We start from the raw sequence: 13222 nt of genomic DNA, 5'->3' as shown, positions 1-13222 counted from the left end.
AGCCTCCCGTTACGATTGCGCGACGCGGCGGCGCACGTAGTGATTGAAGAGCACGGCGATCAGCAGCATCATGCCGAGGAACACGCGGAACCAGTCCGAGTCGATGTTCGTGTAGGTAATGCCGATCTGCACCACACCGAAGATCAACGCGCCGAACGCCGCGCCGATCACCGAGCCGTAACCGCCGGTGAGCAGCGTGCCGCCGATGACCGCGGCGATGATCGCTTCGAATTCCTTTTGCAGACCGCGGTCGGCGGCGGCCGAGCCGATATCGCACACCTGCAGCACCGCGAACAGGCACGAGCAGAACGCGGTCAGCATGAACAGCGAAATCTTGACGCGCTTGACCGGCACGCCCACGTTCTTCGCGGCGTTCGAGTCGCCGCCCACGGCGAGAATCCAGTTGCCGTAACGCGTCTTGGCCAGCACGAATGCGCCGACGATCACGAGCGCGAACCACCAGAGAATGACCTTCGGCACGCCGGGCACGAGCGGCTGGCCGCTGTCGAGCATCTTGCCGATGCCGATATGCGTGAGCGCCACGAACAGGCCTTTGAACGCGGTGCCGTGAAAGAGCAGGTTGGTGATGGGGTCGGCTTTCGCGACGTCGCCCACGCCCGAGACGATGGTGCGATCGGCGAACATGATCGAGAGCGCGAGCGTGAGGCCGCGCAGGATGAACAGGAACGCGAGCGTGACGATGAACGAAGGCAGCCGCGTGCGCATCACGAGGTAGCCGTTGAGCGCGCCGAGCGCGGTGCAGCCCACGAACGCGAAGACGATCGACAGCGCGATGGGCCAGTGGAAGTACATGGTGGGAATCGCCACCATCATGCCCGCGAAGCCGATCATCGAACCGATCGAGAGATCGAACTCGCCCGCGATCATCAGCAGACACGCGCCAACGGAAAGGATGCCTAAATAAGCGGCGACCTGCGACCAGTTCATCACGCCGTCGAGGTCGAACATGCCGGAGCCGCCCGCGCCGATCGCGAACACGGCGAACACGAGCACGGTGCCGGAAATCGCGGCGAATTCGGGGCGGCCGAGCAGATGGCCGAACCACGATTCGCGGCGCACGCGTTCATCGCCATGCGAGGCGCTCGCCTGAGCGGGCTGGGGCGCGCGCGGATCTTGCGCGTCGTCCGGTGCATGCGAGGGAAAGTGTTTGCCGGCTACACCCATGATGTCTCCTGTGTCCCGGACCTATGTGCCGTGATGGCGTGACTGGCCCGGTGAATGACGCGCGGCGAGGCTGGCGAGAGGCGAGTCGGTGTCGCGTGTAGCGAACCGCCGCCGCGCGTGGCTGACGAAATGACGTGACGGATCAGCGGTACTGACCCGCGTACTTCACAACCTTGTCCAGATTCTCCTTGGTGATGAAGCCCGGACCCGAGCGGATGTTCTTCGGGCCATAGGACGGTTGCAGGCCGTAGGTGTCGAGGCGCTGCTTGAACTTCGGATTCGCTTCGAGGATCTGGCGGATCTTCGCCGGATCGGTCGTGTGGTCCTTCTTCACGATCGCCAGCACGGCCACGGGAATGTAGCCCTGCAGATACGGCTGCTGGTCGATGGCGAACTGGATCGTGCCCGCACGGATCGCCTTGGCGATGTCATCCGAGAAGTCGAAGGTGCAGAAGTAGATCTTGCCCGCGAGGCCCATCTGCTGGACCGCCTTGAGCGTGGCGGCGGCCGGCACCGGACCGAGCGTGAGGATCGCGCCCGTGTTCGGATGGTTGCGCAGATACGCGCTGACCTTCGACTGGATTTCCGTCGGGTCCTGGCCCGAGTCGATCGTCGAGGTCTTGTAGTCGACGCCGATGGCCTCCGCGAAGCCGCGGCAGCGGTCGAACGAAACCGTATTGGTGGCGATGTGGTTCACGCACAGGAACGACTTCACGCCCGCGGCCTTGGCCTTTTCGCCGGCGGCGTGGCCCGCCACGTATTCGGGCTGGCCCACGTGCATGATCGCGCCGAGTTGCTCGCTTTGTTCCTCGGTGCCCGAGTTGATCGTCACGAGCGGAATCTTCTTGGCCGTGACCTTGCCGATGGAGCTTTTGAGCACGTCGAAGTCGGCGATGGTGGTGATGACGCCGTCGTAATTGCGCGCCGCAGCCTGTTCGATCAGACGCGCCATGTCGGCGATGTCGCCGTTGGGCGGATTGCGGTAGTCGGTCTCGACGTTGAAGTCCTCGTCGGCCTGCTTGATGGCGTTCTTGATCACGTTCCACCACGAGTCCGAATCCGGCGCGTGGCTGATCAGCACGAAGTGCGCGTCGGCGGCCTGCGCCGTCTGCGCACCCAGTCCGCTCAAGCCGCCCAGTCCCGCTGCCAGCGCGAGCGCCGCGGCCAACCGTCTGAGCATGGTCTTGCCCTTGCGTTGCGTCATTGTCTCCACCTTTCTCGGTCTGTCGTTCGTTTTTGAGGTGAGCGCGGTGCGTCTCTTCACGTTGCTCATGGACAAGATTAGGCGATCGTCACAGCGCTTGCAACAGAAATTTCATTGCAAATAAAAATGGAAAATCTGTTCCATTCATGAGCGCGCGTGCCTATAATCGGCTCCGTCGGCTTGCCCTCAAACGCCCGCCCAGCAAGGGTTTTGCGGCACTGCGGCAAGCCAGGGGAAAAAACGATCATGGCCGACGAGACAAGCGACGCCGTAGCAGGCGTCGACGAATTGATGCAGCGCATCGCGCACGATTACGAAGCGCTGCCGCGACAGTTGAAGAACGTCGCGACTTACATCGAACAGAACCGCGCGAGCGTGATGATGGACCGCACGAGCGACATCGCCGCGAGCTGCGGCGTGCATCCTTCGGCGGTGGTGCGCTTCGCGCAGCGCTTCGGCTTTTCGGGTTTCTCCGATCTGCAGGCGGTGTTTCGTCAGGCGTATGCGGGCCAGGGCGGCTCGCCCACGAGCTATCAGCAGCGCATTCGCCAGCTGATCGACGAGAAGGACGGCAAGACCGATCCGGCGCTCGGCGGCACGGTGGCGCGCGAGTTCATCGGCGCGTGCCGCAGCGGGCTGGACGAACTCGAAGCGGGTCTCGACGACGCGCAGTTCGACGCCGCCGTGCGCATGCTCGAACACGCCGACAACATCTACGTGATCGGCGTGCGCCGCTCGTTCGCGGTGGCGAGCTACATCGTTTATGCGCTGCAGCACACGCGCAAGCGCGTGCACCTCGTTTCGGGACTCGGCGGCATGTATCACGAGCAGATCCGCAGCGTGAAGAAGGGCGACGTGGTGATCGCCATCAGCTTCGCGCCGTACGGCAAGGAAACGCAGTACTGCCTGCGCGTGGCGCAGCAGCATCAGGCGAAGACGCTCGTGATCACCGACAGCCAGCTGTCGCCGCTCGCGCGTCACGCGGATGCGCAACTCTATGTGAAGGAGGGGAGCGCGTTCGCGTTCCGCTCGCTGACCAGCACGTTTTGTCTGTGCCAGGCGCTGTTCGTGGCGCTTGCGTACCGGCTCGAACTCAACGTAGAAGAATCGACCGACACCGGAGGATACGATGACTAGTGGAGCAGCAGGCCAGGCGCTGGACGTAGCGGTTTTCGGCGCGGGACGCATCGGCCGCATTCACGCGGCGAATCTCGCGCGCCAGCCCGGCGTGCGCCTGAGGTACGTGATCGACGTGAACCGCGAGGCGGCTCAGGCGCTCGCGGCGCAGCACGGCGCGCAGGTGGCCGGTATCGACGAAGCGTTCGGCGATGCGTCGATCGGCGCGACGGTGATCTGCTCGTCGACCGATACGCACTCGGAGCTGATCATGCGGTCGGCGGCGGCGGGCAAGCATATCTTCTGCGAAAAGCCCGTCGATCTCGCGATTGGCCGCGCGCGCGAATGCGCCGACGCCGTGGCGCGCGCGGGCGTGGTCGCGATGATCGGCTTTCAGCGCCGCTACGATCCGACTTTCGCCGCGCTCAAGCAGCGCCTCGACGCGGGTGAAATCGGCACGCCGGAAATGCTGGTGGTGACGAGCCGCGATCCGGGCGCGCCGCCCGTGGAGTACATCAAGCATTCGGGCGGCATCTTCAAGGACATGCTGATTCACGACTTCGACATCTTCCGCTGGATTCTCGACGACGAAGCCGACACCGTGCACGCCACGGGCAGTTGTCTCTCCGATCCGGCCATCGCGGAAGCGGGCGATATCGACTCGACGGCCGTGACGATCCGCACGAAGCGCGGCCGCCTTTGCCAGATCAATACGGCGCGGCGCGCGGCCTATGGCTACGACCAGCGCTTCGAGGTGCTCGGCAGCGCGGGCATGCTGCAGGCCGGCAACATGAAGCCGACCGAAGTGGTCGCGTGGTCGAAGACCTCGGTGGCGCAGGACGTGCCCGAGGCGTTTTTCCTCGAGCGTTATCGCGCCGCGTATGCGAGCGAAATGGCGCACTTCCACGAAGCGGTCACGCAGGGCAAACCGGTGCGCACGTCGGTCGCCGACGGTCTCAAGGCGCTGGAACTCGCGGAAGCGGCGGCGCTGTCGTGGCGCGAAGGGCGCGTGGTGAAAGTGGGCGCTTGACGCGTTCACGAAGCATCGATGCAGTGTGAGGGACGTCGCGAGCGGTTCGCGGCGTCGCCCGAATAGCAAGGATTGCGAAATAATATTCTGGAGGCGGACTATGCAGGCAAACGAACGTGCCCGGCCGTTGCGCGTGGGCGTGGTGGGACTGGGGCGGCTCGGGCGGCGGCATGCGCTCAATCTCGCGTACCGCGTGCCGGGCGCGGTGCTGGCGGCGGCGTGCAGTCCGCTCGACGACGACCTCGCATGGGCGCGTGACACGCTGCCCGCGACACGGCTCTACGGCGACTACGCGCAACTGCTCGCCGATAGCGAAATCGACGCGGTCTGGCTGGTCACGCCGTCGTCGCTGCATGCGCAGCAGATCGTCGACGCGTTGCGCGCGGGCAAGCACGTATTCTGCGAAAAGCCGCTCTCGCTCGACGTCGCGGAATGCGAGCGCGTGGTCGACGAGGCGCGCCGCCATGCGGGCCAGCAGGTCATGATCGGCTTCATGCGCCGGTTCGATCCGAGCTATCACGACGCCTTCGACAAGGTGCGCGCGGGCAAGATCGGCAAGCCGTTTCTGGTGCGCTCGCAGAACTGCGATCTCAACGATCCCGATGGCTTTTTCGTGCGTTTCGCGCCCACCTCGGGCGGCATTTTTCTCGACTGCACGGTGCACGATATCGACGTCGCGCGCTGGCTGCTCGGCAAGCCGCGCGCCACGCGCGTCTATGCGGCGGGCGCGATCGCGCTGCACGACGGTCTGCGCGATTTCGGCGACGTCGACAACGGCGTCGCGATCTGCGAATTCGAAGGCGGCAAGCTCGCGATGTTCTACGCCTCGCGCACGATGGCGCACGGCAACGATACGTCGAGCGAGGTGATCGGCACCGCGGGCGCGCTGGCGATCGGTCGTGTGCCGCGCAGCAACCGTGTCGAGATCTACGACGCGCTCGGCGTGCGCAGCGAATGCACGCCGACGTTCTTCGAGCGTTTCGAGGAAGCGTTTCTGATCGAGGCGCAGGCGTTCGTGGCGTCGGTGCGCGCGCGGCTCAACGGCGCCACGGCCGATGCCGGCGAAGGCGCGTCGCTGGAGGACGCGCTGGAGGCGACGCGCATCGGCTGCGCGCTGCGCGAATCGCTGCATACGGGGCAGGCGGTGACGCTCTGACCCGTGCGGGGTGCATCCGCCGTGCGTTCATGGGCGAGCGGAGCAGGGCGCTGCTGCGGTAAAATCGCCGCTATCTGACGTCACGTCAAGCAGAGTACCAGCGCCGCGAGCAGCCTCGGCGGCGCGCCACAGAAGGATGCACCCCGATGCAGATTCAGGTTCACAAGGAAGTGGATGCACGCGGGCTGAACTGCCCGCTGCCGATCCTGCGCGCCAAAAAGGCGCTCGCCGACATGGAAAGCGGCCAGATTCTCAAGGTGCTCGCGACCGATCCCGGCTCGCAGCGTGATTTCGCCGCGTTCGCGAAGCAGACCGGCAACGAGATCGTCGAGACCACGCAGCAGGACAAGACGTTCGTGTTCCTGATGCGCCGGCGATAAACTCGCGCGCCGCCGCTCACGCGCATAAAAAAAGCCCGCAATCGTGAGATTGCGGGCTTTTTTCTGTCCGGCGGAAAGCGGATCAGCCTTCCAGCACCGGGTTGCGCGTGCGCAGGTATTCGGCGAAGTCGTCGCCCACTTCCGGGTGACGCAGCGCGAATTCCACGGTCGCCTTCAGGTAGCCGAGCTTGCTGCCGCAGTCGAAACGCGTGCCGTGATACTTGTACGCCAGCACCTGCTCGTCGGCGAGCAGCGACTGGATGGCGTCGGTCAGTTGCAGTTCGCCGCCCGCGCCCGGCTTGATCGAGCGGAGGTGGTCGAAAATGCGCGGCTTGAGCACGTAGCGGCCCACGACGCCGAGGTTCGACGGCGCGACTTCGGGCGCCGGCTTTTCGACGATGCCCGACAGCTTGACGATCGAGTCTTCCCACTCCTTGCCGTCGACTATGCCGTACGAGCGCGTTTCCGAGGGCGGGATCTCTTCCACGCCCAGCACCGAGCTATGGTAGTGGTCGAACACTTCGACCATCTGCTGCATGACGGGCGGCGTGCCGTACAGCAGGTCGTCCGCGAGAATCACGGCGAACGGGTTGTCGCCCACGAGCTTTTCCGCGCACAGCACGGCGTGACCGAGACCGAGCGCTTCCGGCTGGCGCACGTAGAAGCAGTCGACGTTGTTCGGCTTGATGTTGCGAACCAGTTCGAGCAGCTTTTCCTTGCCGCGCGCTTCGAGTTCGGCTTCGATCTCATACGACTTGTCGAAATGGTCCTCGATCGCGCGCTTGCTGCGCCCGGTCACGAAGATCATTTCGGTGATGCCCGCCGCGACGGCTTCCTCGACCGCGTACTGGATCAGCGGCTTGTCGACGACCGGCAGCATTTCCTTCGGGCTGGCCTTCGTTGCCGGAAGGAAGCGCGTGCCGAGGCCCGCCACCGGGAATACCGCTTTCGTTACTTTTAGCATGTCTATGGTCCTGGTCGTGGTGGGATGACGCCGCCCGCGCGCCGCCATCCGTCACCTTAGCCGAATCAGGCAGGCAGGCGCGCGAGTTGCGCGGTCAGCTTGCCGAGCGTGGCCTGGAATTCTGCCAGTCGTTTCTGCTCCTGTTCAACCACGGCAGGCGGAGCTTTTGCGACAAAACTTTCATTACCGAGCTTCGCGTTGCACTTCGTCACTTCATTGGACAGTCGTGCGATTTCCTTCGAGAGCCGTTCGCGTTCCGCGGCGACGTCGATTTCCACCTTCAGCACGAGCTTGTCCGTTCCTACGATAGCAACCGGCGCGCCCGCCGAAGCGGCGTCGAGCGCTGCCTCGTCGGCGATGATCTGGACCTCCGAAAGCTTCGCGAGCGCCTGCGCGTAAGGCGCAAACGTGGCGAGGCGTTCGGCGTTGCCGGTGGCCAGCAGCGGCACCTTGACCGCGGGCGAGAGGCTCATTTCGCCACGCAGGTTACGGCAGGCGTCGATCACGGCCTTCAGGTCGGCGGCCCATTGCTCGGCGGCTTCGTCGACCTTCTTCGAATCTGCGAGCGGGTAGCGCTGCATCATGATCGATGCCTCGCCTTCCGCCGCCCCTTGCGGGTACGCGTCGGTCAACGGCGCAACCTTTTGCCACAGCGCTTCGGTGATGAACGGAATCACCGGATGCGCGAGGCGCAGCACGGTTTCCAGCACACGCAGCAGCGTGCGGCGCGTGGCGCGCTGCTGCTCGGGCGTGCCGGTCTGGATCTGCACCTTCGCCAGTTCCAGATACCAGTCACAGTATTCATCCCAAACGAACTTGTAAATGGCATTGGCCACATTGTCGAAGCGATAGTCGGCGAAACCCTTCGCGACTTCGGCTTCGGTGCGCTGGAGCTGCGAGACGATCCAGCGGTCGGCCTGCGAGAAGTCCGTGTAGCCGCCCGGGCCGCAATCGCCCGGCTGGCAGTCGCCCGGCTTCGAGAAGCCGCAGTCGTGGCCTTCGCAGTTCATCAGCACGAAACGCGTGGCGTTCCAGAGCTTGTTGCAGAAGTTGCGGTAGCCCTCGCAGCGCGCCAGGTCGAAGTTGACGTTGCGGCCGAGCGTGGCCATGGACGCCATCGTGAAGCGCAGCGCGTCGGTGCCGTAGGCGGCGATGCCGTCCGGGAATTCCTTGCGCGTCTTCTTTTCGATGGTCGCGGCCTGCTTCGGGTTCATCAGGCCCGTGGTGCGCTTGGCGACCAGCGTTTCCAGGTCGATGCCGTCGACGATGTCGATCGGGTCGAGCGTGTTGCCCTTGCTCTTCGACATCTTCTGGCCTTCGGCGTCACGCACGAGACCGTGCACGTAGACCGTCTCGAACGGCACCTGGCCGGTGAAGTGCGTGGTCATCATGACCATGCGCGCCACCCAGAAGAAGATGATGTCGAAGCCCGTGACCAGCACCGAAGAGGGCAGGAAGGCCTTCAGTTCGGGCGTTTCCTGCGGCCAGCCGAGCGACGAGAACGGCACCAGCGCGGACGAGAACCACGTGTCGAGCACGTCTTCGTCACGCTTGAGCGCGCCCGTGTAACCCTTGGCGTCGGCCTTCGCGCGGGCTTCTTCCTCGGTCTTCGCGACGAAGATTTCGCCGTTCTCGCCGTACCACGCCGGGATCTGATGGCCCCACCAGAGCTGGCGCGAGATGCACCAGTCCTGGATGTTTTCGAGCCACTGGTTGTACGTGGTCGTCCAGTTTTCCGGCACGAACTTGATCTGGCCGTTGCGCACCACGTCGAGCGCGGTTTCGGTGATCGACTTGCCCGGGTTGAAGGTGCCTTCCGGCGCCGGCTTGGTCATCGCCACGAACCACTGGTCGGTGAGCAGCGGTTCGAGCACGACGCCCGTGCGGTCGCCGCGCGGCACCATCAGCTTGTGCGGCTGCACCGATTCGAGCGCGCCGAGCGCTTCCAGGTCGGCGACGACCTGCTTGCGCGCCTCGAAACGGTCGAGACCGCGGTAGTGTTCCGGCGCGTTCTCGTTGATCTTCGCTTCGAGCGTGAGGATCTCGATCATCGGCAGGCCGTGACGCTGGCCGACCTGATAGTCGTTGAAGTCGTGCGCCGGCGTGACCTTCACGACGCCCGTGCCGAATTCGCGGTCGACGTAGTCGTCGGCGATCACGGGGATTTCGCGGTCGGTCAGCGGCAGCTTGACCATCTTGCCGATCAGATGCGCATAGCGCTCGTCTTCCGGATGCACCATCACGGCCGTGTCGCCGAGCATGGTTTCCGGACGCGTGGTGGCGACGGTGAGCGTGGCCGAGCCGTCCGCGAGCGGATAGCGGATGTGCCACAGATGACCGTTTTCCTCTTCGCTCGCCACTTCGAGGTCGGAGACGGCGGTGCCCAGCACCGGGTCCCAGTTCACGAGGCGCTTGCCGCGATAGATCAGGCCCTGATCGTAGAGGCGCACGAACACGTCGCGCACGGCGGCCGACATCTTGTCGTCCATCGTGAAGTATTCGCGCGACCAGTCGATCGACGCGCCGAGGCGGCGCACCTGGCCGGTGATGGTCGAGCCCGACTGCTGCTTCCATTCCCATACGCGTTCGACGAACTTCTCGCGGCCGAGGTCATGGCGCGAAACCTTCTGCGCGTCGAGCTGGCGCTCGACCACGATCTGCGTGGCGATGCCCGCGTGGTCGGTGCCGGGAACCCACAGCGTGTTTTCGCCGAGCATGCGGTGAAAACGCGTGAGGCCGTCCATGATCGTCTGGTTGAACGCGTGCCCCATGTGCAGCGTGCCGGTGACGTTGGGCGGCGGCAACTGGATCGAGAAGTTCTTGCGGCCGGGCTTGAAGGTCGCGGCCGCGTAGCCTCGACGCTCCCACTCAGGGCCCCATTGGGCCTCGATGGTCTGGGGCTCGAAGCTTTTCGCTAGCGTGCTGTCGCTCATGGGTGGAATCTGCCGAAAAAGAGATGCGGAAACGGTCAATTATAAGGGGAAGTGCCGCGCGCGCCCCGTCCTGTCGAGAGCTTGCATGGCGCGCACGCGGCGGCGGCGCGCTTGAGCGCCGTGAAGGGCGCGCCCCGGCGATTCATTCGAGCGATCCGTTCGAGCCCGAATTCGGGCCCGGATTGACGCACCGGTCCACGCACGGCAGCGCAGGCGGGCGGGATTTATAATGTCGTCCGGCTTTCCCGTTGCGCCGCCCCGCGCGCGCCTCACTCCTCGCTATTCCATGCCCGAACTGCTCGCGAATCTGAACCCCGAACAACACGCCGCCGTCACGCTGCCAAACGAACCGGCGCTCATTCTGGCCGGGGCGGGCAGCGGCAAGACGCGCGTGCTCATCACGCGCATCGCGTGGCTGATCCAGCAGGGTCTCGCCTCGCCGATGACCATTCTCGCCGTGACCTTCACGAACAAGGCCGCGCGCGAAATGATGAGCCGTCTGCAGGCCATGATGCCGATCGACACGCGCGGCATGTGGATCGGCACCTTCCACGGTCTCTGCAATCGCATGCTGCGCGCGCATTATCGCGACGCGGGCCTCCCGCAGACCTTCCAGATCCTCGATACGGCCGACCAGCTGTCGGCCATCAAGCGTCTGATGAAGGGCCTGAACATCGACGACGAAAAGTACCCGGCGAAGAATCTCCAGTACTTCATCAACAACGCGAAGGAGCAGGGCCTGCGTCCGAAGGACGTCGACGTCACCGACGACTTCAACCGCAAGTTCGTCGAGCTGTACGAGGCTTACGACCAGCAGTGCCAGCGCGAAGGCGTGGTCGATTTCGCGGAACTGCTGCTGCGCTGCTACGAACTGCTGTCGTACAACGCGCCGCTGCGCGCGCATTACCAGAGCCGTTTCCGCGACATTCTCGTCGACGAGTTCCAGGACACCAACAAGCTCCAGTACGCGTGGCTCAAGCTGCTCGCGGGCCCGGGCAACGCGATCTTCGCGGTCGGCGACGACGACCAGTCGATCTACGCGTTCCGCGGCGCGAACGTCGGCAACATGCGCGACTTCGAAGAGGAATTCCGCGTCAAGCATCTGATCAAGCTGGAGCAGAACTACCGCTCGCACGGCCATATTCTCGATGCGGCGAACCATCTGATCTCGCATAACTCGCGGCGTCTGGGCAAGAATCTGCGCACCGACGCGGGGCATGGCGAGCCGGTGCGCGTCTACGAGGCGGCCACCGATTCGCAGGAAGCGGGCTGGATCGTCGAGGAGATTCGCGCGCTCATCAATCAGGGGCTCGCGCGTCACGAAATCGCGATTCTGTATCGCAGCAACGCGCAGTCGCGCACGATCGAGCACACGCTCGTGAACGCCGGCGTGCCGTACAAGGTGTATGGCGGCCTGCGCTTCTTCGAGCGTCAGGAAGTGAAGCACGCGCTCGCGTATCTGCGCCTGATCGACAATCCGAACGACGACACCGCCTTCGCGCGCGTCGTGAATTTCCCGACGCGCGGCATCGGCGCGCGCTCGATCGAGCAACTGGCCGACGCGGCGCGTCTGTACAACTGCTCGATGGCCGCGGCGATTCCCTACGTCACGGGCAAGGCGGCCACGAGCCTCGGCGCGTTCGCCAATCTGGTCGCGAAGATGCGCGCCGAAACCGCGCAGATGAGCCTGCCGGAAACCGTCGAATACACGGTGCGGATGAGCGGTCTCGCCGAGTTCTATCAGAACGAGCGCGAAGGCCAGGACCGGCTGGAGAACTTGCAGGAACTCGTGACGGCGGCCACGGCCTTCGTCAGCGAAGAGGGCTACGGCATGGACACGCCGGCGCGCTCGATTCCGCTGCGTCCGGGCGCGAGCAAGGCGCCGGAACTCGTCTCGGAGGACGGCGAAATCGAAGTGCTCGACGCGGCCACGATCACCGATCCCGCGCAGAATCCCGACGTCATGACGCCGCTCGCGGGTTTCCTCTCGCACGCGTCGCTCGAAGCGGGCGACAACCAGGCGCAGGCGGGCCAGGACGCCGTTCAACTGATGACGGTGCACGCGGCGAAGGGCCTCGAATTCACGGCGGTGTTCATCACCGGTCTCGAAGAGGGCCTGTTCCCGCACGAGAACAGCGCGATGGAAGCCGACGGTCTCGAAGAAGAGCGCCGCCTGATGTACGTGGCGATCACGCGCGCGAAGGAGCGGCTGTATATCTCGTTCGCGCAGAGCCGTCTGCTGCACGGCCAGACGCGCTACAACGTGCGCTCGCGCTTCTTCGACGAGCTGCCGCAGGAGTCGCTCAAGTGGCTCACGCCGAAGGTCGAGGCGGGCGCGCGTTGGGGCGGCCGCTCGGATAACGCGGGCTGGGGCCGCGACTGGTTCTCGCGCGGCGGCAACGGTAACGGCGGCAATGGCGGCGGCGGCTCGCGCGATCGCGACGCCTACGTGGCCGACAAGACGCCGCTGCCGTCCTACGCGAACGAGCAGCGCGCCGCCGAGTCGGGTTTCCGTGTCGGCCAGGCGGTGTTCCACACCAAGTTCGGCGAGGGTGCGATCATCGCGCTCGAAGGCAGCGGCACCGACGCCAAGGCGCAAGTCCGCTTCAAGCGCCACGGCGAGAAGTGGCTGGCGCTGGCGGTGGCCAAGCTCCAGGCCGTCGACTGACGGACAGGTCAAAGCGCAAGCAGCAGCGCAAGCCGCAGCGCAAACAAAAAGGGCGTGCCACGGCGCACGCCCATCACGCCTTTTCCGGAAACCTCCGACGATGAACACCACTTCCCGTCCGCTCGGCGTGCTCGCCGCGCTGCCCCAGGAACTCGGCGACCTGATCGCCGCCATGCAGGCCGAATCGGGCGTCGTCACACGCACCTTCGGCAAGCGCGATTACCACCTCGGCACGGTGCACGGCGCGCCGTGCGTCGTCACGCTGGCGCGCGTCGGCAAGGTGGCGGCGGCGGCCACGACGAGCGCGCTGATCCATGCGTTCGACGTCGATGCCATCGTGTTTACGGGCGTGGCGGGCGGCGTGGGCGAGAACGTGCATGTGGGCGACGTGGTGGTCGGCGAAACGCTGCTCCAGCACGACATGAACGCCGAGCCGCTGTTTCCGCGTCACGAGATTCCGCTGCTCGCGCGCTCGCGTTTCGACGCCGACCGCGCGCTCGCCGATGCGCTGGCCGCCGCGTGCGAGCGCTTCGTCGCGGAAGAGGGCGACGCGCTGTCGGCGCAGTTCGGCGCCGCGCTGCCGCGC

The 13222-nt window shown here is 65.2% G+C and carries 9 protein-coding genes and 1 pseudogene; 6 read left to right on the top strand and 4 right to left on the bottom strand.

The window, feature by feature from the left end:
- Positions 1–9: 9 nt before the first annotated feature.
- Together G3N97_RS17765 and G3N97_RS17760 are read right to left on the bottom strand one after the other, a co-directional pair.
- A complete protein-coding gene (locus G3N97_RS17765; protein WP_205994419.1) occupies positions 10–1185 on the bottom strand; it encodes an ABC transporter permease in 1176 nt (391 codons plus the stop codon).
- 142 nt (positions 1186–1327) lie between these two features.
- Positions 1328–2389 (bottom strand): sugar ABC transporter substrate-binding protein, encoded by a 1062-nt coding sequence (locus G3N97_RS17760; RefSeq protein ID WP_205994418.1) that lies wholly within the window; start codon positions 2387–2389, stop codon positions 1328–1330.
- Positions 2390–2635: 246 nt separating this feature from the next.
- Here G3N97_RS17760 and G3N97_RS17755 point away from each other — a divergent pair, with 246 nt between their 5' ends.
- The 4 genes from G3N97_RS17755 to G3N97_RS17740 all read left to right on the top strand — a co-directional run bounded on the left by G3N97_RS17755 (position 2636) and on the right by G3N97_RS17740 (position 6071).
- Positions 2636–3526, top strand: a complete 891-nt coding sequence (locus G3N97_RS17755) for a MurR/RpiR family transcriptional regulator (protein WP_205994417.1) — start codon at positions 2636–2638, stop codon at positions 3524–3526.
- Positions 3519–4535, top strand: coding sequence for an inositol 2-dehydrogenase (iolG, locus tag G3N97_RS17750; RefSeq protein ID WP_205994416.1), 1017 nt, complete (start codon positions 3519–3521; stop codon positions 4533–4535). Before G3N97_RS17755 ends, iolG begins: the two co-directional genes overlap by 8 nt.
- Before the next feature lie 100 nt (positions 4536–4635).
- On the top strand, positions 4636–5691 hold the full coding sequence (locus tag G3N97_RS17745) for a Gfo/Idh/MocA family oxidoreductase (protein ID WP_183717380.1): 1056 nt from the start codon (positions 4636–4638) through the stop codon (positions 5689–5691).
- A 152-nt stretch (positions 5692–5843) separates the two neighbouring features.
- The gene (locus G3N97_RS17740; protein ID WP_205994432.1) at positions 5844–6071 is read left to right on the top strand and encodes a sulfurtransferase TusA family protein; all 228 of its coding nucleotides are present in this window, start codon (positions 5844–5846) and stop codon (positions 6069–6071) included.
- Positions 6072–6153: 82 nt separating this feature from the next.
- Here the strand turns inward: G3N97_RS17740 and galU are convergent, their stop codons facing one another.
- Positions 6154–7035: a UTP--glucose-1-phosphate uridylyltransferase GalU gene (galU, locus tag G3N97_RS17735; RefSeq protein ID WP_065065871.1), complete on the bottom strand. Its 882-nt coding sequence runs from the start codon at positions 7033–7035 to the stop codon at positions 6154–6156.
- A 65-nt stretch (positions 7036–7100) separates the two neighbouring features.
- Complete coding sequence (locus G3N97_RS17730) at positions 7101–9968, bottom strand: valine--tRNA ligase (protein WP_205994415.1); 2868 nt, start codon at positions 9966–9968, stop codon at positions 7101–7103.
- 286 nt (positions 9969–10254) lie between these two features.
- Here G3N97_RS17730 and G3N97_RS17725 point away from each other — a divergent pair, with 286 nt between their 5' ends.
- Positions 10255–12636: a UvrD-helicase domain-containing protein gene (locus G3N97_RS17725; protein ID WP_205994414.1), complete on the top strand. Its 2382-nt coding sequence runs from the start codon at positions 10255–10257 to the stop codon at positions 12634–12636.
- A gap of 100 nt (positions 12637–12736) precedes the next feature.
- A pseudogene (locus tag G3N97_RS17720) lies at positions 12737–13222 on the top strand (5'-methylthioadenosine/adenosylhomocysteine nucleosidase); the annotation flags it as partial.

Source organism: Paraburkholderia sp. Ac-20347, from assembly GCF_017104805.1.
In the GTDB taxonomy this organism is placed as follows: domain Bacteria; phylum Pseudomonadota; class Gammaproteobacteria; order Burkholderiales; family Burkholderiaceae; genus Paraburkholderia; species Paraburkholderia tropica.
The sequence above is the reverse complement of the archived record's forward strand: the minus strand, read 5'-3'. Positions and strand labels throughout refer to the sequence as shown.